Annotated in this window: 19 protein-coding genes; 12 read left to right on the top strand and 7 right to left on the bottom strand. The window is 44.2% G+C overall.

Annotated features, from left to right (window positions below; translation table 11 throughout):
* Window positions 1-10: 10 nt before the first annotated feature.
* From D0T66_RS13180 to D0T66_RS13165, 4 genes are all read left to right on the top strand, one after another.
* Window positions 11-1447, top strand: coding sequence for a NuoM family protein (locus D0T66_RS13180; protein ID WP_163357771.1), 1437 nt, complete (start codon window positions 11-13; stop codon window positions 1445-1447).
* A gap of 20 nt (window positions 1448-1467) precedes the next feature.
* A complete protein-coding gene (locus D0T66_RS13175; RefSeq protein WP_163357770.1) occupies window positions 1468-2847 on the top strand; it encodes an NADH-quinone oxidoreductase subunit N in 1380 nt (459 codons plus the stop codon).
* A gap of 119 nt (window positions 2848-2966) precedes the next feature.
* On the top strand, window positions 2967-4232 hold the full coding sequence (locus D0T66_RS13170; protein ID WP_163357769.1) for a DUF2851 family protein: 1266 nt from the start codon (window positions 2967-2969) through the stop codon (window positions 4230-4232).
* A 20-nt stretch (window positions 4233-4252) separates the two neighbouring features.
* Window positions 4253-5467 (top strand): DUF6051 family protein, encoded by a 1215-nt coding sequence (locus D0T66_RS13165; RefSeq protein ID WP_163357768.1) that lies wholly within the window; start codon window positions 4253-4255, stop codon window positions 5465-5467.
* Between the two features lie 6 nt (window positions 5468-5473).
* Here D0T66_RS13165 and D0T66_RS13160 read toward each other — a convergent pair whose 3' ends face one another.
* The 5 genes from D0T66_RS13160 to D0T66_RS13140 all read right to left on the bottom strand — a co-directional run bounded on the left by D0T66_RS13160 (window position 5474) and on the right by D0T66_RS13140 (window position 8598).
* On the bottom strand, window positions 5474-6121 hold the full coding sequence (locus D0T66_RS13160; protein ID WP_163357767.1) for a hypothetical protein: 648 nt from the start codon (window positions 6119-6121) through the stop codon (window positions 5474-5476).
* Window positions 6122-6227: 106 nt separating this feature from the next.
* A complete protein-coding gene (locus D0T66_RS13155; RefSeq protein WP_163357766.1) occupies window positions 6228-7211 on the bottom strand; it encodes a beta-ketoacyl-ACP synthase III in 984 nt (327 codons plus the stop codon).
* 82 nt (window positions 7212-7293) lie between these two features.
* On the bottom strand, window positions 7294-7479 hold the full coding sequence (gene rpmF, locus D0T66_RS13150; protein ID WP_163357765.1) for a 50S ribosomal protein L32: 186 nt from the start codon (window positions 7477-7479) through the stop codon (window positions 7294-7296).
* A 70-nt stretch (window positions 7480-7549) separates the two neighbouring features.
* Window positions 7550-8122: a DUF177 domain-containing protein gene (locus tag D0T66_RS13145; RefSeq protein WP_163357764.1), complete on the bottom strand. Its 573-nt coding sequence runs from the start codon at window positions 8120-8122 to the stop codon at window positions 7550-7552.
* Between the two features lie 185 nt (window positions 8123-8307).
* Window positions 8308-8598, bottom strand: a complete 291-nt coding sequence (locus tag D0T66_RS13140; RefSeq protein ID WP_163357763.1) for an RNA-binding protein — start codon at window positions 8596-8598, stop codon at window positions 8308-8310.
* 338 nt (window positions 8599-8936) lie between these two features.
* Between D0T66_RS13140 and recG the strand changes: the two genes are divergently transcribed.
* From recG to nagB, 5 genes are all read left to right on the top strand, one after another.
* Window positions 8937-11033 carry an ATP-dependent DNA helicase RecG gene (gene recG, locus D0T66_RS13135; protein WP_163357762.1) on the top strand — a complete coding sequence of 699 codons (2097 nt, stop codon included), beginning with the start codon at window positions 8937-8939 and terminating at the stop codon, window positions 11031-11033.
* Between the two features lie 17 nt (window positions 11034-11050).
* Window positions 11051-11770, top strand: coding sequence for a hypothetical protein (locus tag D0T66_RS13130; protein ID WP_163357761.1), 720 nt, complete (start codon window positions 11051-11053; stop codon window positions 11768-11770).
* A 137-nt stretch (window positions 11771-11907) separates the two neighbouring features.
* Window positions 11908-12735 carry an ROK family protein gene (locus D0T66_RS13125; protein WP_163357760.1) on the top strand — a complete coding sequence of 276 codons (828 nt, stop codon included), beginning with the start codon at window positions 11908-11910 and terminating at the stop codon, window positions 12733-12735.
* 46 nt (window positions 12736-12781) lie between these two features.
* Window positions 12782-14761, top strand: coding sequence for a glucosamine-6-phosphate deaminase (locus tag D0T66_RS13120; protein WP_163357759.1), 1980 nt, complete (start codon window positions 12782-12784; stop codon window positions 14759-14761).
* A 114-nt stretch (window positions 14762-14875) separates the two neighbouring features.
* Window positions 14876-15688 carry a glucosamine-6-phosphate deaminase gene (gene nagB, locus D0T66_RS13115; RefSeq protein WP_163357758.1) on the top strand — a complete coding sequence of 271 codons (813 nt, stop codon included), beginning with the start codon at window positions 14876-14878 and terminating at the stop codon, window positions 15686-15688.
* Between the two features lie 65 nt (window positions 15689-15753).
* Here the strand turns inward: nagB and D0T66_RS13110 are convergent, their stop codons facing one another.
* On the bottom strand, window positions 15754-16815 hold the full coding sequence (locus D0T66_RS13110) for an aldose epimerase family protein (RefSeq protein ID WP_163357757.1): 1062 nt from the start codon (window positions 16813-16815) through the stop codon (window positions 15754-15756).
* 94 nt (window positions 16816-16909) lie between these two features.
* On the opposite strand from D0T66_RS13110, the gene D0T66_RS13105 reads away from it, so the two are divergent.
* Window positions 16910-17554, top strand: coding sequence for an O-methyltransferase (locus D0T66_RS13105; protein ID WP_163357756.1), 645 nt, complete (start codon window positions 16910-16912; stop codon window positions 17552-17554).
* A gap of 1038 nt (window positions 17555-18592) precedes the next feature.
* Entirely contained in the window at window positions 18593-19936 is a 1344-nt protein-coding gene (locus D0T66_RS13100) for an FISUMP domain-containing protein (protein ID WP_163357755.1), read from the top strand.
* A 295-nt stretch (window positions 19937-20231) separates the two neighbouring features.
* On the opposite strand, the gene D0T66_RS13095 is transcribed toward D0T66_RS13100, so the two are convergent.
* Entirely contained in the window at window positions 20232-20696 is a 465-nt protein-coding gene (locus D0T66_RS13095) for a YcxB family protein (RefSeq protein WP_163357754.1), read from the bottom strand.
* 220 nt (window positions 20697-20916) lie between these two features.
* On the opposite strand from D0T66_RS13095, the gene rbfA reads away from it, so the two are divergent.
* Window positions 20917-21252 (top strand): 30S ribosome-binding factor RbfA, encoded by a 336-nt coding sequence (gene rbfA, locus D0T66_RS13090; RefSeq protein WP_163357753.1) that lies wholly within the window; start codon window positions 20917-20919, stop codon window positions 21250-21252.
* The last annotated feature ends 3 nt before the right edge of the window (window positions 21253-21255 follow it).

Below are 21255 nucleotides of genomic sequence, written 5' to 3'. Positions count from 1 at the left end.
CTATCGGAATATGAATATTGCTATAATACTGATTATCTTACTTGCCGGAGCCGTGGTAACCTATTTGTCGGGCAACCGCTTTGCTCAGAAAGTGGCACTATTATTCAGCGTCGCATCGGCGGTATTTGCCGTTGCCTTGTTGCTGCAATACTTCCAATCGGGAGAGGGAAACTTCGTTATGCAGTGGATAAGCAAGCCTTACATAAATTTCTCGCTCCGTGCCGATAGTTTATCATTGCTGATGTTGCTGATGACAACCTTCTTAGTGCCGGTGATATTGATGTCTTCCTCTGCGGATAAGATGAAAAGCGAGAAAACGTTTTATGCGCTCATCTTGTTCAACGTGTTTGCCATCGCAGGTGTATTTATGAGCAGCAACGCGTTGATATACTATATCTTTTGGGAATTATCGCTTATACCGATTTATTTCATTACCCTATTCTGGGGAAATGGCGATATAGAGAAACGTAAGAAAGCAACGCTGACATTCTTCATTTATACCTTTGCCGGTTCGATGTTTATGCTTGCCGCCATCATCTATATGTACACCAAAGTCGGCAGCTTCGAACTCGATGCTTTCTACGGAGCCAACCTTTCGTCTACCGAACAAATATGGATATATCTGGCTTTCTTCTTGGCTTATGCTATCAAGATTCCTATTTTCCCGTTCCATACATGGCAGGCCGATGTTTACGAGAAATCGCCTTATTCGGGCACTATGATATTAGCCGGACTGATGTCGAAAATGGGGCTATTCAGCATCTTACGCTGGCAATTGCCTACCGCGCCCGATGCTGCACTCCAACTCCGCCCGGTTGTATTGGTATTGTGTATTATCGGTGTTATCTACGGGGCAATTATCGCCTTGCGGCAGGAAAACCTGAAACGCTTTATGGCCTACGCTTCACTCTCGCATGTGGGGATGGTAGCCGCAGGTATCTATTCGGGAACGTATGATGGGCTCGAAGGAGCTATATTCCTGATGCTGGCGCACAGCTTCGGCATCGTCGGATTGTTCTTTGCCGTCGAAGTTATCAACCGCCGCCGTGGTACGATGGAGATAAAAGCACTGGGAGGCATCAAAGCGCAAGCGCCTAAGTTTGCAACGGCTTTCATGCTGATGCTGCTGGCTTCGATAGCCTTGCCGTTGACGCTCAACTTCCTCGGAGAATTTACGATCATGCTCGGATTATTCCGCATCAATATATGGTACGCCATCCTCATCGGCACAAGCATGTTTCTCGGAGCATTCTTCATGCTGCGGATGTATCAGCAGGTGATGCTCGGAGAGCCGGATAAAAGCAAACCGTTCGGAGACCTGACCATGGGCGAAGGATTCGTTTTCGGGCTTATTACCTTGGTTGTTTTCTTTTTCGGGATTTATTCCACGCCGATAAGCAATATATTAAGCCCTTACCTACATCAGATTTTAGTTTATATTAATTAGTAAAATATAGAAACAAGATAATGAATACATTGATAGCTATTTCGGGATTGGGTATTATCTGCCTTGTGTTGGAGGTTCTGAATCTCCGGAAGGTTTTGGTACCGATCATAATTGCGGCTTTGTTGGCTATATTAGGGCTGACCGCTATCGAATATTATTTCGCCCAGTCTTTTCTGGATCTGGATTCCGGTATGGTGGAAACGACTACCTATTCGTTGGGATTCTCAATGCTATTCATCATTCTGGCTATCTTCCTCATAGCGATGAGCCCCCGCTTCTATCAGGAGCAGAAAACAAAAATCGCCGACTATGTCTCCCTGAAGCTATTCCTGCTCGCGGGAGCAGTGGCTATGGTTTCGTTCGGCAATATGGCGATGTTCTTCCTCGGACTGGAAGTATTGTCTATCGCCGTTTATGTTCTTGCAGCAAGTAATGTAAAAGACCTCCGCAGCAACGAAGCCGGATTGAAATACTTCATCATGGGAGCATTTGCTTCGAGTTTTGTATTGTTCGGTATCGCAATGATATACGGTGCTACAGGGACGTTCGACATCAATTCACTTTACATCCTTTCCTCGACAGTTTCGATGCCTGTATGGTTCAATATCGGGTTTGTCATGATTTGTATCGGAATGCTCTTCAAAGCATCTATATTCCCGTTCCACTTCTGGGCACCGGATGTTTACGAAGGCTCACCTACACTGACAACAGCCATGATGAGCACCTTGGTTAAGGTGGCAGCTATCGGGGCATTATTCAAATTGGTATCGACTATGTCGGGCATGATTACGCCGGCCTATCAGACAGTAATCGTTGTATTGTCTATCCTCACCATGACGGTAGCCAATATTACGGGTCTGCGACAGACAAACATCAAGCGGATGATGGCCTTTTCGGGCATATCGCACGCCGGCTTTATGATAATGACATTATTGGCGGTTACAAGCAGCGCTAATGCCGTATTGTATTACGCAGCGGCTTATTCATTAGCAGGAATTGCTGCTTTTGCCATAATCCTCTCGGTATGCGAAGGAAAGGGCAACGAAGACATATCCAATTTCTACGGCTTAGCCCGCCGTCAGCCGTTACTGGCTACTATACTGACATTTGCTATGCTGTCTATGGCAGGGATACCTATTTTTGCCGGATTCTTTGCCAAGCTATTCGTTTTCGAGCAAATGCTGGAAATCAACCAATTGGTGCTTGTTATTTTCGGGGTTGTCAATTCCATCATTGCTGTCTATTACTACCTGGGTGTGGTGAATGTGATGATTGTGAAAACAAACGACGAGAAGAAGGTGAAAAGCCCTTATGCATACCGCATTGTTGCTGTTTTAGCCATCCTGATGAATATCGCTTTGGGATTGTTCCCTGATATCATCATGGGAACACCGCTGTAAAGGGAATCAGAAAAATATAACAGGCCTGTATGGTAGGAGCAAAAATCTTACGGTACAGGCTTTCTTCTTTTTAGTTAAATTATCTATATTTGATGTCGGAAAAACAAAACCGGCTCAATATGGAAAATATCTTACACTACGTCTGGAAATTCCGTCTCTACACCAACGATATGCAAACAACCGACGGACTACCGATCGAAGTGATTGATCCGGGGATACATAACACGGATGCTGGTCCGGATTTTTTCAATGCCAAAGTGAAGATAAACGGCGAACTATGGGCAGGAAACATCGAAATACATTCTGCCTCCTCCGATTGGGTAAAGCACAAACACCATACGGACAAAGCATACAACTCGGTAGTATTGCATGTGGTGGAAAAAGCAAACGACAAGATATATAACGAAGAAAAACGGCTCGTACCCCAATGCGAACTGAAATATCCGCAACATATCAAAGACAATTTTGCCTTCCTTGAGCATGCCAATACGGATATTCCTTGCCACAACTTCGTATCGTCCATGTCGCCCATCCATATCACTTCGTGGATGAGCTATTTGCTTTTCGAACGGCTGGAACGTAAGACAAAGCATATATTCAGCCTGCTCGAGCGGTTCAATAACTCGTGGGAAGATGTTTTCTTCGTATTGCTCACCCGTAACTTCGGGTTCGGGCTGAACTCCGACTCTTTCGAACGATTAGCGTTGAGCTTCCCTTTCAAGTGCATACAGAAGCAAGGGGATAATATCAAGCAGATAGAAGCTATCCTGTTCGGACAAGCAGGGATGCTGAATGAAACGGCTAATCCGGATGCCTATTTCCTCGAATTGCAGAAAGAATACAACTTTCTTCGCACCAAATATACGTTAACCCCTTTAGACGCGTTTATCTTTAAGAAGCTACGAAGCCGCCCTACGGCTTTCCCGCAAATAAGGATAGCCCAACTGGCAGCTTTGTTGTATACATCGCAGGGACTTTTTTCGAAGATAATTTCCTGTGAGGATGTAGGGCGTATCCGGTTGATGTTTCATGTAAACGCCTCGGAATATTGGCAGACACACTATACTTTCGGGATAGCATCAGAAAAGAAATCCAAATATCTGGGCGATGCATCTTTGGATATATTGCTGATAAATACGGTTGCTCCCATGCTTTTTGCATATGGGAAAACGATGAATAACGAGGCTCTTTGTGAACGAAGCATCCGTTTTCTGGAAACAATAAAGCCTGAGCAGAACGTGATAACCAAACGTTTCGGCAGTCTGAATTTCCCGCTGACAAACGCCGCCGATTCGCAATCGATTATCCAGTTGAAAAGGGAATACTGCGAATTGAAAAAATGCCTGCATTGCCGGATAGGGCATAAACTACTGACAACGAGATAATAATATAAATGACTTGTAACATGAAATATATTGATTTATTCAAACATCTGAAAAGTATCGAGAACTATGAGGATGACGAGATTATAATCGATGATGATTTCGCCATCCGTAATTATGATTTCAAATCGAATTATCAATCTATTTTGCCCGGAGGCGAAAACAATCCGGACGATTATGAGTATACACCTACTATTCCCGAGGATTTCGAACCGGACGTTATACAGCAGATGCTAAATAAAACCGATGCCGAAATCACAGAAAATATCCGCTTCAGGTACCATATGATTGTACCGCGCAATGCGGAACGGACGAATAAGATAGTGATGATGTTCCACGGCTTCAACGAAAAGCATTGGGATAAATACCTGCCTTGGGCAAGATATATCGCCGAAAAGACGGGTAAATCCATCGTCATGTTTCCCATCGCCTTCCACATGAACCGTGCTCCGGCTGCCTGGAGCAATTCGCGCGAGATGTACAAGATAAGCGAACAGCGCAAACAGCGCCACCCCGACATCATCAATTCGAGCTTGTCGAATGTCGCCATCAGTACGCGGTTGCATAACAAACCTCAGCGCTTTATCTGGTCGGGATTGCAAAGCTATTATGATGTTATAGACTTCGTAGAGCAGGTTAAGAGCGGGAAGCATCCTTTCATATCGTCCGATGCATCAGTCGATTTCTGTTCTTATTCCATAGGCACATTCCTCGGGCAGGTGGTGATGATGACCAATCATAAGGGCTATTTCTCCCATTCTAAATATGCGACATTCTGCGGTGGGGCGGTATTCAACCGTATGTTCCCCGTATCCAAATTCATTTTGGACAGCGAAGCGAATGTCAGCCTCTACTCGTTTGTGGTAGAGCATATCGAGAGCCATATGAGACGCGACAGGATGTTACGCCACTATCTGAATGAGCCTTTTGCAGAAGGGATCAATTTCAGGACGATGCTGAATTATAAAACGTTGACAAAACATCGCGAAGAAATATTCCGTTCGATGAGCGATCGTTTCTATGGCATTGTATTGGCTCAGGACGAGGTCGTTCCGGCATACGAGGTAATGAATACGTTGCAAGGGAGCAAGCGCGATATCCCAATAAAAGTGGATGTATTAGACTTCCCGTACAAATATATACACGAAGATCCGTTCCCCGCCTTGACGAAGATTGCCGATGAAGTGGACAAACAATTCAGGATAACTTTCGACAAGATAAGCGAGTTCCTGCAATAGGAAACTTTATTTATTATATCTGTATCTAAGGTTGCAGATGGCAATGGTATCCAACGGATCGGTCATTGCCGGCAGGCTACCGAAATAGCTCAAACCCACTGCTTTGTCGATATCTACAATAGCTGCCGTATCTTGGTGCAAAGTCCAATCGGCCACACCAGTTTTGGGGTATTTGATAAAACCGGACGTCCGCCAAAGGCTATCTTTCGACATCCCTTCGGCAACGAATAAAGGATTGCCATTCTTCAGATTGATGAAAAGCGTATCATTCCCATTTTCATTTCTAAAGAAATAGGAAGAGATTACCTGTTTTCCTCCTGCATTGCGATCGATATAGCTAAGCAAATCATCACTTAGAAACTCGAGGGTTATATTGTTGAGATAAGTTCCGTACTGGTTATACGTAGGAGTAAAATAGCGTCTGCCTAATGCCTGTTTCAGGCTGTCAAGATCTTTTACTTCATGCCGGGATGAGCTGTATGCCGTGGCTAAATCTGTCAACTCTTCTCCTCCACCGGGTTTCCCCACATATACTTTCAGGTCGCTGAAGTCGCTTGTGCTTATCCGCTTCACCCGCGAATCGCTATCGCTCGAGCAGGCCCAAAAGAAGATTACGGTAATAGCTATCGGAAGTATATATATCATTTTTTTCATACAGTCTCCATTTAGTTGTTGGTGTAAAGATAGGTTAAATCCGCTTAAAATAAAAGAGAGCATCTTGTGAAAAATGCTCTCCTATAATATGTTTTGGATATTATGCTCAATATGCCCATTTCAAATAGACCGACCCCCACGTAAATCCTGCGCCAAAGGCAGCAAGGATAATATTATCGCCTTTTTTGAATTTCTTTTCGTATTCATAAAGACAAACAGGGATAGTTCCGGCACTTGTATTTCCGTAATTTTCGATATTTATAATTACCTTCTCGGCAGGTAAACTCAAACGTTTTGCCGCTGCCTCGATAATACGGATATTTGCCTGATGAGGAATAAACCAATCGATGTCATCTTTCGACAACTGATTGCGCTCTGCTATTTCGGCCGATACATCAGCCATTTTGGTCACAGCATGTTTGAAAACGGGCTGTCCTTCCTGATAGACATAGTGCATATCGTTGGCAATAGTCTCTGCCGAAGCAGGATATGCCGAACCTCCACCTTTCATATTCAGATGCGGGATTCCGACACCATCGGTATGTAGAATTGTATCTACTATTCCCAACTTTTCTTCGGTCGGCTCCAACAATACAGCTCCCACTGCATCTCCGAATAACGGGCAAGTAGTGCGATCTTTATAGTTTGTTATCGACGACATTTTATCGCCGGCAACTACAATTACTTTTTTGTAGCGTCCCGATCGGATAAAATTAGAAGCGACTTCCAATGCATAGATGAAACCTGAACATGCAGCTTGTATATCAAATGCAAAAGCATTTTTTATTCCGCATGCCTCTGCAACAAGCACTGCCGCTGCCGGGAAACCGTAGTCGGGCGTTGTTGTTGCAAAAATTACGACTTCTATATCCTCCGGCTTGACATTCGTCTTTTCGAGTAATTCGTTGACAGCTTCTGTTCCCATCACGGAAACACCTTTGCCTTCGCCTTTCAATATATGCCGCTCTTTGATACCGACACGGGTCATAATCCACTCATCGTTGGTATCGACAATCTTCGAAAGTTCTTCGTTTGTCAATACATCTTTGGGGATTGAAGCACCTATACCGGTTATTGCTGCGTATACCATAATTCTTTAGGAATTGGATTAATAAAACACCTATATGAACTCGGTCATAGAGGTTTTTTTATAAATTTCGCCTACGCAATATTTATAGAGAAACTTCTTTTTCGATAGCTAATTTGCCACGATAGTATCCACATTCAGGGCATACTGTGTGAAACACGTGCCATGAACCGCAGTTAGAGCAAACAGCCAAAGTAGGAGCAACTGCTTTGTCGTGAGTTCTTCTCTTTCCTTGTCTCGCTTTCGATTGTCTTCGTTTAGGATGTGCCATTTTCTTTTATTTTTATTTATAGTTTTTTTTAATTAACGATTATATTTTCAATCCTTTGCAGGATATATATTTATTCTTCAAATTGCAAATCTTTCAATGCATCCCATCTGGAATCTGACGAGGCTTCGCCGCTATCATCATCCAAATCCATTTCGTCGTCGTTGTCATCGCCATCCTCATCAGAAGAAGATGTTTTATGCCTTTTCAACTTCGAAGTCATGGTTTTATTGCATTCGCCTTGCGGATGAACTTTTTTCATCGGGAGGCTCAAAGCAATAAATTCGTACAAAAACCACGAAATATTGATTTGCCCGTCCTCTTCAGGGATAATTACAATTTCGTCGCTTTCTTCGGAATATTCATTCCCGAATTTTACTATCAAGCGGCTCTTGGTATCCACGTCCATTATCATTTCGTCGAGACAACGGTCACAAGGAACTTTCACTTTCCCTGCAATAACAAAATTCAACTCAAACGTGGTTGCCGTCTTTTTCAGCGAAACGACTACGTCCAAGCTACCTTTTTTTATGTCCGTATCTTCGCCCAGCAGCTTAAAATACTCATCGGTAAGCTGATATGTAAATTCATGCTTACCATCTTCGAGCGACCTTAAAGGGATATTGTATTTACTATATTTTCCCACTTTTTTATCTCTTACAAAGAACGGCTGCAAAGATATATTTTTTTTTCGAGATATAGATAATCTAATTCTTTAAAAATAATCGATACTTGTTCTTCATTTCCATTATCATAAATATAGATAAAAAAGAAGTGAAATCCAATTATAGGACTTCACTTACTAAGACGGTTGGAAAGTATATTAATTTATTAATATCTTCTTTCTCTGTTGAAACTACCTTCGCGACGAGGTCTTTCTTCTCTTGGGCGGGCTTCTGATACAGATATTGTTCTTCCATCATATTCAGCGCCATTCAGTTCTTCGATAGCTTTTTTGCCGGCTTCTTCGTCGCTCAATTCAACGAAACCGTAACCTTTCGAACGACCTGTTTGTCTGTCCATGATAACTTTAGAAGATGCGATTTCACCATATTCAGCGAATAGTTCTCTCAAATCAGCATCATTAACTCTGTAGCTTAAACCTGCAATAAAAATGTTCATTGTCGTAATAAAAATAAATTGATAAAATAAATAATTCGTGCAGAAGAAATTACCAAAATAAAAGGAATCGTATAAAATGCGCTTAACAAGAAGTATAGTTTAGGTATAAACTTGAGAAGAAGAAATTATAAAAACCGAATTTAAGAACTCTTATGCATGGGCAAATGTAAGAATAAAAATTGACTGGCAACACTTTAGGTTGTTTATTTTAGTTAAAATTATAACAATTATCACCCATATGCGCCGAAACGATACGAAATATCACACGACAAACATTTACTGGCAGTTAATAACATAAAAAAATGTACCTTTGCCTTATAGATAATGTTTTGCCGACAATGTCCGATTTTTTACGAACCGATATAAAATACCTGACCGGAGTAGGCCCTAAAAGAGCCGAAATATTCAATAAGGAAATCGATGTATTCACAGTCGAAGACCTGCTATATTACTTCCCATACAAATACATCGACCGCAGCCGTATTTACTTTATCCACGAGATAGACGGCAATATGCCCTATATACAGCTGAAAGGATGGATTACCGCTTTCGAAACAGTGGGCGAAGGGCGGAACAAACGGCTCGTCGCACACTTCACCGACGGAACAGGCTTCATCGACCTGGTATGGTTTCAGGGCGTAAAGTTCATGCAGGACAAATACAAAACTCATTCGCCTTATATCGTCTTTGGCAAACCTACCCGCTTCGGCGACAAATTCAATATCGCCCACCCCGAGATAGATCCTTATATAGATGAGAATAGCCGTAATGTAGGTCTGGAACCTCATTACAATACGACGGAGAAAATGAAGAAGCATTATCTCAACTCGAAGGCTATACAGAAAATTATGGCGGGAGCTTTCAAATCCATACTCGGCTCTATCAGCGAGACATTGCCCGATACGGTCATACAAAAGGCTAAGTTGATGCCGCTAAAAGATGCTTTGCGGAATGTCCATTTCCCCGAGAATCCGCAAATCCTACGCGATGCGCAATACAGGCTCAAGTTCGAAGAACTCTTTTATATACAACTTAATATATTGAAGTACACTTCGGAGCGAAAGTCGAAGTTGAAAGGAATCGTCTTCACGCATGTCGGCGAATACCTCAACCGCTTCTATACCGACAAGCTACCTTTCGAATTGACGGGAGCACAGAAACGTATTATCAAGGAAATACGTGTCGACATGGCCACAGGCGAGCAAATGAACCGCCTGCTGCAAGGCGACGTGGGCAGCGGAAAAACATTAGTAGCCCTCATGTTGATGCTGATTGCGCTGGACAATGGCTATCAGGCTGCCCTGATGGCTCCTACCGAAATATTGGCTACTCAACATTACCAGACAATAAGCGAACTGCTGGAAGGACTGAACGTAAACGTCGAATTACTGACAGGCTCGACGAAGAAAGCCGACCGCGAACGCATACACAACAATCTGTTGACAGGCGACCTGCAAATCCTCATCGGCACACACGCCCTGATAGAAGATACCGTGCAGTTTTCCAATCTCGGATTAGTTATTATAGACGAACAACACCGTTTCGGCGTAGCCCAGCGAGCCAAGTTGTGGACAAAAAACCATCAGCCGCCGCATATTCTGGTGATGACAGCCACCCCTATCCCCCGCACATTGGCAATGACCGTTTACGGCGATCTGGATGTTTCGGTCATCGACGAACTTCCACCGGGACGGAAGCCGATACAAACCATCCACCAGTTCGACAAAAAACGCGGGGCGATGTATCAATCCATCCGCAAGCAGTTGCAAGAAGGGCGACAGGTATATATCGTCTACCCACTGATAGAGGAAAGCGAAAAGATAGACCTGAAAAACCTCGAGGAAGGCTACAAGCATATCATGGAAGTTTTCCCCGAATACAAAATCAGCAAGGTGCATGGCAAGATGAAACCTAAAGAGAAAGATGCCGAAATGCAACGTTTTCTCCGCAACGAGACGCAGATAATGGTAGCGACCACCGTTATCGAAGTCGGCGTAAACGTCCCCAATGCCTCCGTCATGGTCATCGAAGAAGCGCAACGCTTCGGGCTGTCGCAACTGCACCAGCTTCGCGGACGCGTAGGGCGGGGAGCCGACCAATCGTACTGCATACTCGTCACCCCTTACGAATTATCAGCCGATACCCGCAAACGCATCAACATCATGGTAGAGAGCAACGACGGTTTCGAGATAGCCGAAGCAGACCTCAAACTTCGTGGCCCCGGCGATCTGGAAGGGACACAGCAGAGCGGCATCCCGTTCAGCCTGCGGATAGCCAATATCGTCCGCGACGGCGAAATATTGCAATATGCCCGCGAGGTAGCGCAATCTATCATGGATGAAGATCCGAATATGGAGCGCCCCGAAAACAGAATCCTATTGCGCCAGCTACGCCGGCTGAAAGGCAACCGCTATGGCTGGGAATTGATTAGTTAATATCCAAATCACGATATATGAAAACCCGCATACTTTCACTCTTCTTACTTATTTGCAGCTGTTCGGCCACCTATGCCCAATCACCTATTAAGGTAGAAGAAGATAGCTTGGGTGTTTACAACATCGACATCATTTTCGAAAACCTGCACGCTTTCTACGAGAGGCTTAATAGAGGAGAAGCTACCCCCGAAGATTTGACGGCACTTAGTTGGTTTAGCCATTCCTCTGTCGATACATTGACAATCAAAAAAACCTTTACCGATAAAGGGGCTGAAAACCGACTGACCGTTCAAGTGTTGAATCCTTGCATTTGCTCTGACGAAATGGACTTTGAAGATTATCGGGTCAACGGCCTTTTTAATGCCATTTCGGCACATATCGAAAACGAAAAATACACCGATAGCCTCCTCTACTACAACCCTCACGTAGCCATGTCGCTTATCGACCTGCGGGAAAAGGAAATCATCTTTAAAACTGTTGCCCGGAAAACAGCTGCTATCATTCCGTTCTCTTATTGCGGCAATGCCGATATGGATATAACAATCTCTTACATTCTTTTCTACGACCGGAAGAAGTACCTTATCCACATCAATTACCGCAGCCGACACGAAGGATTCGAGGACTACCATCTATATGATAATCTGGACGAGAAACTAAAAGAATTACCCACCAAACTCAAAAAGGCTTTCACCGAAATACTGAAAGAAACGACAGCAGACAAATATATTACGCAATAACCCGATCCATACAAAGGAAAATCATTTTATCCGCCCGAAATGTTAATTAACATTTCGAAACGCAATCCCTATTTTTTTGTGGTTATATTTGTATCAGAAGTCCATTTGTTCTTCTTTGTTAAACTTAATTATATACCATGAGAATAGGAGTAGACATAGGAGGCACGACTATCAGAATGGGGATTGTAGACGGCGGAGTAATACTGAAGAAAATATCGGAACCCTGCCGGGCAGACAAGTCTGAAAAAGAGACGACAGATCACCTGATAGCGATGCTGCGCACGCTTGTCAATTCCAACATACGAGGCGTTGGGATTGGAGTTCCCGCATTTGTGGATTCGGACAGAGGAATCGTTTACAACTCGATAAACATTCCGGCATGGAAAGAAGTCCCGCTAAAAGATATCCTTGAACAAGAATTTAACTTACCTGTTTATATTAATAACGACTGTAACTGCTTTGCTTTCGGCGAACGCTACCACGGCGAAGGTACTACCTCGCGCAATCTGGTATGCATCTCGCTCGGGGCGGGATTAGGAGCAGGCATCATTGTAGACAATAAACTATACTGCGGACGAAACAACGCTGCAGGAGAAATCGGTTGTTTACCTTATCGAGACTTCGACTTCGAGCATTATTGCAGCAGCCACTTTTTTGTCGGACACTACGATATGACAGGCGCCGAAGCTCATGCCAAAGCCCTCGAAGGAGATGCTAAAGCATTGGCTATCTGGAAAGAATTCGGATTCCATCTGGGCAACCTCATCCAAACGATTTTGTTCGTTTACGATCCCGAAACAATCATTATCGGAGGGCGCATATCGCTGGCACATGACTATTTTGCCGATAGCATGCACGCCGTCGTAGAGCAGTTCCCGTTCAGCGAACCGAAAAGAAATTTAAAAATACGATTCTCTCAAAACGAGGATAGCAGTTTATTAGGTGCAGCGGCACTCGTCCTCTGATTCTTATACATTCAATAATTATTAAAAACCAAAATATTCACTTATTATGCGACTGGATTTAAGTTCACAAATAGTCTTAGACCGTGTGCCCCAGCGATACTATCGTCCCGAAAACGAGTTCGAATTATCGGCACTGACACGCTACGAAAAAGTCCCTACCCGGATATTCGAATCTTCCACCGAAGGCTCGATACAAGTAGCGAAAGATATTATTGCCAAAATCAAGGCTAAGCAAGAGAAAAACCAACATTTTGCAATCGGGCTGCCCGGCGGTCATTCGCCACAGACCGTTTATCAGGAATTAATCCGCGCCCACGAAGAAGGATTAAGCTTTGCAAACGTAATTGTATTCAGCATTTACGAATTCTATCCGCTACAAGCTTCGTCGAGCAGCAACTTAAACCTGTTGAAAGATTTGTTTCTCGACCATGTAGATATCAAACCCGAAAACATTTATTCACTGAACGGCATGGAATCGAAGGAGGCAATCCTCGACCATTGCCGCGACTACGAAAAGAAAATAAGGACTGTCGGCGGCCTCGACTATATCCTGCTCGGGCTCGGACGCGCAGGAAATATCGGTATCAACATTGCCGGCTCCAGCATGGGTTCTCAAACCCGTCTGGTACTACTCGATGTGCAATCCAAAAAGGAAGCGATAAATACCTTCGGCTCGTTAGACAAAGTTCCTCCGAGCGCCATTACAATGGGTATTTCCACCATTATGAAAGCGCGCGAAATAGCCTTGATTGCATGGGGAGAAGACAAAGCCAAAAGCATTGCCGATGTAGTAGAAGGACCTTTGTCCGACACCATTCCGGCATCGTGTCTGCAAAACCATCAGCATGCATGCATCTATGCCGACCTGAATGCCGCTTTCGATTTGACACGTATCAATCACCCTTGGCTGGTAACCAGTTGCAACTGGAACAATAAACTCATCCGCCGCGCTATCGTATGGCTTTGCCAGAAGCTGGATAAACCTATCCTGAAACTGACGAACAAGGATTATCAGGACAACAGCCTCGAAGAATTGCTTACACTATACGGCTCTGCCTACAACGTTAATATAAAAATATTCAACGACTTGCAGCACACCATCACCGGATGGCCGGGAGGAAAACCGAACGCCGACGATTCGAACCGTCCCGAACGTGCTATACCTTACCCGAAAAGGGTTCTCATATTCAGCCCTCACCCCGACGACGACGTCATTTCGATGGGCGGGACATTCAAGCGCCTTGTCGATCAGAAACACGATGTATATGTAACTTATCAGACTTCGGGCAACATTGCTGTTGGCGACGAAGAAGTTATTCGCTATCTTTGGATGCTCGAAGATGTTCGTAAGCGTTACGAACCGGACAACAAGGTGATGGAGCAGAAGTATGCGGAAATGCTGCAATTCCTGATGCACGACAAAAAACAGGATGATGTAGATACGCCGGATGTACTGTTTATGAAAGGACATATCCGCCGACAGGAGGCATTAACAGCCGACAGGTATGTAGGCGTTCCTGCCAAAAATGTGACATTCCTCGACTTGCCGTTCTACGAAACAGGACGAATCAAGAAGAATCCCATATCGGAAGCGGACGTCGAAATCGTCAAAGCACATCTGGAAGAAGTCAAGCCGCACCAGATATTCGTTGCGGGAGACTTAGCCGATCCACATGGGACGCACAAGGTTTGTCTGGATGCAGCACTGGCAGCGATAGACGAATTGAAAGGCGCAGAATGGCTGAAAGAATGCCGCATCTGGATGTATCGCGGAGCTTGGGCAGAATGGGAAATCGACCATATCGAAATGGCTGTACCTATCTCTCCCGAAGAGTTGCGCGCTAAACGGAATGCCATCCTGAAACATCAATCGCAGATGGAGAGCGCCCCGTTCCTCGGAAGCGACGAACGGCTTTTCTGGCAACGTTCGGAAGATCGTAACCGCGCCACTGCCGAGTTGTACCGTCAGCTGGGACTTGCCAGCTACGAAGCGATAGAAGCGTTTGTACAGTATAAACCATTATAGTAGTTACAAGTTACTTCGTGCTTCCGCACAGTTACAAGTTACAAGAAAAACCTCCTCTCCCTGTGGGATAGTTGGAGGAGACAAATATAATATTTATAAAAACAAAACCGAACCATGAGATTAATCATTCAATCCGACTACAATCTGCTCTCGCAATGGGCGGCCAACTATGTGGTGTCGAAAATAAAAGAGGCTCAAGCCAAAAGCAACAAACCTTTTGTACTGGGATTACCTACAGGCTCTTCGCCGCTGGGCATGTACAGCTGCTTGGTAAACCACTATAAAGAAGGACGTATTTCGTTCAAAAACGTGATCACTTTCAATATGGATGAATATGTAGGATTGCCCGAAAATCATCCCGAAAGCTATCACTCGTTCATGTGGAACAACTTTTTCAGCCATATAGACATCCCGAAAGAGAACGTCAATATCCTCAACGGAAATGCTACCGACTTGGTTGCTGAATGCGAAGCTTACGAAGAAAAGATAAAAGCAGTCGGAGGAATCGATTTATTTCTCGGTGGGATAGGTCCCGACGGACATATCGCGTTCAACGAGCCGGGTTCGTCATTGGCTTCGCGTACACGTATCAAAACGCTTACGCAGGATACAATAATCGCCAATTCGCGCTTCTTCGACAACGACATCAACAAAGTCCCCAAAACGGCTTTGACTGTCGGCGTAGGCACTGTACTGGATGCCAAAGAAGTATTGATCATGGTAAACGGCCACAACAAAGCCCGCGCATTGGTTCAAGTGGTAGAAGGCCCTATCAGTCAGGCATGGACGATAACCGCCCTGCAAATGCACCCGAAAGGAATCATCGTGTGCGACGAAATGGCAACATACGAACTGAAAGTGGGTACTTACAAATACTTCAAGGATATCGAGCATAACAACCTCGATCCGAAAAGTTTATTGAAGTAAGCCCACCTCGATATCCAATAAGAAAGCCTCCGATTTTCATTTTTCGGAGGCTTTTGCTATTTTAATTACTTCACAGAGAAAGCAAATGTCGTGCGGCTTTCGAATTTGTCACCCGGCTTCAGTATCACAGTTGGATAATCGGGGTGATTGATAGCATCGGGATAGTGCTGCGTCTCGAAGCAAACCGAACTGCGCTCAGGGTATTTATGCCCGTTTTTGTTCACCTGCTTACCAGCTAACCAGTTAGCCGTATAAACCTGCACACCCGGTTCGGAAGTATGAATCGTCATGCAAATACCTGTTTTAGGCGAAGTACATTCTACCGCGAAAGCATACTCACCTTCTTTTTTGTTCAGTACCCAGCAATGGTCGTATCCTTTACCAATGCGTAATTGTTCGAAGTCTTCATTGATTCGCTCCGCCAATGTATGAGGCGAAAGGAAATCGAACGGCGTGCCGACAACTGTTGCCGGTTTCCCTAACGGAATAGACGTTTCGTCCGTCGGCAAATATTCTTTGGCATCTATCACCACCACATGATCCATCGCATCCTGATCGGCATCGCCCGACAGATTGAAATACGAGTGGTTCGTTACATTTAGAATCGTTGTTTTATCGGTAGTAGCCTCATATTTCACATCCAGTGCGTTGTCTTCGGTCAGATGGTAAGTAACTTTTGTTGTCAAGTTGCCCGGATAATTCTCTTCTCCGTCTTTAGCCAGATAAGTCAATTCCACTGTTTGCCCGTCGATCTGCTTAGCATCCCACACTACGAAATGGAAGCCTTTGACACCACCATGAAGGCTGTTAGGCCCGTTATTGATAGCTAATTGATACTCTTTCCCTTCGAGGGTGAATTTACCTTTGGCGATGCGGTTGGCCACCCGCCCGCAAACAGCACCGAAGCTCGGTTCTTCGGAATGGAGGTAAGCATCGAGGTTCTGATGTCCTTGTACAACGTCGGTCAGTTTCCCATTTTTGTCGGGAACCATTAACGAAACGATTTTAGCACCATAGTTGAGTACTGTCACTTCCGCGCCCTTGTTGTTTGTGAGGATGTATAGCTGAACATCCTTTCCGTCTACTTTTCCGGTGAAGTCTGCCGGATTGAGTCCTGATTTTGTCATGGTATTTCTATTTTTGGTTTAGTTTTTTTTGAAATGTAAATATAGGGATTTTGTTAAAAGGTTGTATCTTCGAATAATAAAAGAATTGTAAACAATGAGTTTGGAACACGACGAAGCCATAGAGCAATATATCCTCGACCATATCGACGAAGAGGGCGACCTCCTGAAAGCGCTCAACCGCGACGCCCATGTCAACCTGATGCGCCCGCGCATGCTATCGGGGCATTTGCAGGGACGGTTACTAAAAATGTTCTGCCGGATGATGCAACCGAAATATATCCTCGAAATCGGCACCTATACGGCTTATGCAACGCTTTGTCTGGCGGAAGGGGCTGCAGATGATGCCGAGATACACACCATCGAGGTGAATGATGAACTGGAAGATTTCATCATGAAATACCTGCATCAGACGAAGCTGAACGATAAGATACACCTTCATCTGGGGGATGCGATGGAGATTATCCCGACACTTGATTGCATGTTCGATCTGGTCTTTATCGATGCCAACAAACGGACATATATCGAATATTATGACCTGATATTCGATAAGGTTCGCCCGGGCGGGCTAATCCTTGCGGACAATACGCTCTGGGACGGAAAAGTCCTCGAAACGCCCAAGCAGGGGGATAAACAGACAATCGGCATACAGGCATTCAACGATATGATAGCCAAAGACGAACGGGTAGAAAAGGTTATTGTCCCCTTACGCGATGGCTTGACAATGATTTGGAAGAAATGAAAATCTGGAAAGATTGCTTGGAAATTTATTTTTTAAACGCCTAAACTCCTGCTGAAAATTTGTATTATTTAAAGAAAATGCGTTCCTTTGCTTATCAGTAACAGTATCATTCCAGTGAAAAGGACAAGAAAAACAATATCAGAAATAGCCTTAACTTATTATACATCAGATAAGTTAACCGCCTTATCTTACACACACACACACACACACACACACGAAATATAATAAATATTTCGGATTAATCCAAGGTTTTAGAGAAGAATTTTCAAAGAAAAGTTACTTCGCCCTACGGGCAGTTACTTCGTGCTTCGCACAGTTACGAGTTACAAGAGATAACTTGCGAACTGCTGTACGGCTTTGCCCCTACTCGTCACTCGTAACTTGTAACTCGTCTACTAAAAAATATGCTTGTGTTAATGTCAGGGGTATTCCGGGCTGCGATAGCCGTACCTACCTCCCCCCAGCCCCCTCTAAAAGAGGGGGAGCGAGGGGCTGTCTTTCAGTTAACAGCGGGCCCCCTCAATCCCCCGAAGGTGGAAGTATATCATCCTCTTCTATCAACAATAGAACCCATGTAGGGGCGCACCTGCGTGTGCGCCCGCAAACCGATATATACGGGGCAATGTTGATTGCCCCCTACAAAGCTTTAACGAGATCCCTCGTATCTACCCGGGGTGACAAAGTTATCAGCAGGCAGTTAATAGTTATTAGTCTAATGTTGCCACGCCTTTTAAGGCGTGGGTATGATTGCATCTTTCAGAAGATGACTTTAGTCAAAAGATATTTGGCTAAAGCCCTTTGTTTCCTGTCCTTCTTGTTCCTCCACTTAAAACTGGAGGCAATTAAAAAGAATATACATGTATGTGTGCGCCCGCAAACCAGAATATCGGGCAGACACACAGGTCTGCCCCTACACAAAAACCGAACGAGCTCCCTTGTATCTACTCGGGATGGCAAAGCTAATAGCTATCAACTAATGGCTAAAAGCTATATATCAGCACATTATCTCATTATCATATTTACTAATTATTATTTCTTATGAAAAAAACTTTGACACTGGCTATCGTTCTGTTAGCCTTACTCACAACAATTAGCCTGCACGGACAGGTGACAATAGGAAGTGACCAAGCACCTAACAAAGGGGCGTTATTGGATTTGACACAAGGCTCCTCTACAAACAAAGGGCTTGGCTTACCACGCGTGAAGTTAAATTCACTTACCATCGCGGGAAACGACCTCAAAGTCTCTGTAAACGGGGCAACAGGGCCTGCATGGGATAAGGATGAGCACATCGGGCTGTTGGTATACAACATCAATAAAGTGGAAACAGCTTCCAATCGCGTATGCCCGGGTGTACATATCTGGGACGGAGAAACTTGGCAACCTTTGAGCACTTATCCCGAGCCATTGAAACAGAAAACATTACAACTTATGGTACGCGGATTCGAATACCTCGACCCTGATAGTCCTGTAGGTTGGCCTGACGATAAAGAAACAGAGCGTGCTGCAGGGAATTATGCTCTGGGAAACAGCAAAACGCCAGCCATAACCGACCATCAAGGAAATAGTTATAATACTTCTCGTTTCTATGTGGGATATAGAACCCAAGTAAAAACGTATAAAATAAGTCGCAGTTACAAATGTGATCCTGCTGCCAGTCCGAGTTGGGTAAACGAAGGCACTGAAACAGAAACAGAACGTACTTTCGTCGACGGGGTTTGGACTACTGAACACCTACGAGTAACTACCTTACCCACTGGGGGCAATATAACCAAGTCTTCAGCAAGTAGCTATACTTCCCCTTATTATTTTATCCCTGGCAATCAGGCTACTGTCACGCGCGCGCACGGACTATTGTACAACTGGGCAGCCGCTATCAATATGGGTAACGGAGCAGGACAAACACCTGACCCAGGGAATGTGCTACAAGGCGGAAGCTACGATGACGACGTTCGTATCCGCGGTCTTTGTCCGCAAGACTGGCACTTGCCAAGCGATCAGGAATGGACAGATCTGAAAAATGGCATTATCCTTAAAACAAGTCTCTTTAGTACTACCGCTGATATCGGCAGCCCTTTGCTTGGCTATGATGATAGCTCTCACTCTACTCTCGGTGCTGCGATGAAAAGCATCACGGAAGTCAACAGTCAACCTACCGCAGGTATCAGTAAATCCTCGGCGCAAGGTGGATTTGACGCTTATCTTGCTGGTGTCATCTACAATGGGTTCAACCTCTATGGCGGCTATGGATACTTTTGGTCGGCCAGTAGTTATGTTGGAAACCAAGCAAGGTTTCAGGTTACGGAGTATAACAGCGCACAGATAGTTCGACATGTAACCGGTCGCGACGCTTTGATCTCCATCCGCTGCAAGAAAGACTAATTAGCAGTTATCAGATAAATTATCTATACAGGGGAATATTCTGCGAGGACTGTTTCCCTGTGTTTTTTGTCATCACGAAACGCAGTGAGGGATCTCGTTGCGCTTTGCGCTGTTCACAGTCAGGTCGGGATGCTTCGCCGAAAGCTCTGCATGACAGAAAAATGACAAGTAAAAAACACTGTAGCGCGTCAAATATGTCAAGTTTGTATAGTTTTTGCTTAGAGAAGCAGATAGTAAAGATAAGACAATCTAAACTTTGTCTGGTAAAAGGAGGAAGAGATGATGCCGAATAGCATTATCTCCACTTCCAATCCAATTCCAGAAGATAAGGTATTTGCAAGGCTCTGGAACAGTTAAGCAAGTGCGATTTGAAACCTTCCGGATCCGCTATTTTCTTTTTAGGAATGATGTAATACACTTGCTTACTTTGTTGGATGTAAAAGTAATCTGCAAGTTCGATAATACTCAACAATTCCTTCAAATACATAGTCGTATGCCCGATTTTGTTAGACGATTCTATTGTCTCATCACTTATTTTAAATGAAATTGTTGAGTTTTCAGAATCATAGTTCCGTTCGGTGTTTTTCCGAAGTGTACGTTTATAGAACCAACGGGAATATAGCGGGAACAAAAGAAAAGCCAAAACAGCCATACCCCAGAAGTAATAGCTAATGAATGGATTGAATGGGATAAAAAGGATTCCAAGTATGAGCAGTATCCCCAATAAGATGAAGCGTCCGGTGCGCCTTTGCTTCTTCATTATAGGGCTTATTGAAAAAATATACAGTTGAAACTGTATGTAATCGTCTTTGTCTAACGTGTAATTTAATTCCAGCATAGCGATGTTTATTAGAGTTGTGTGTTGTATTTTAATTATGACAAAAATAAACAAAAAAACGATTTTTCTTTTTATCAGTTCAACAATATAACGATAAATGGCAGAAAGTCTTTACCTTTGCATCATCATTTAGAATAAAAACATGGAATCGACCAGACAACAAAAAATAAACCGCCTCATCCAGAAAGAACTGAGTGAGATATTTCAACGCGATACCCGCCAGATGCAGGGTGTGCTGATAACCGTGAGTACGGTGCGTGTCAGCCCCGACCTCGGACTGGCAAAGGTATATCTGAGCATTTTCCCTTCGGATAAAGGGGAGGAACTGCTCAAGAACATTAAAACGAACACCAAAGGCATCCGTTTTGCTTTGGGACAGAAAACAGGAAAACAACTTCGGGTAATTCCTGAATTGGCTTTCTACATCGACGATTCGCTCGATTATATCGAGAATATCGAGAACCTGTTGAAGAAATAATAA

Source organism: Dysgonomonas sp. 25, assembly GCF_010501075.1.
GTDB lineage: Bacteria > Bacteroidota > Bacteroidia > Bacteroidales > Dysgonomonadaceae > Dysgonomonas.
Note: the sequence above shows the minus strand (reverse complement) of the source record. Positions and strands in the feature narration are given on the sequence as shown.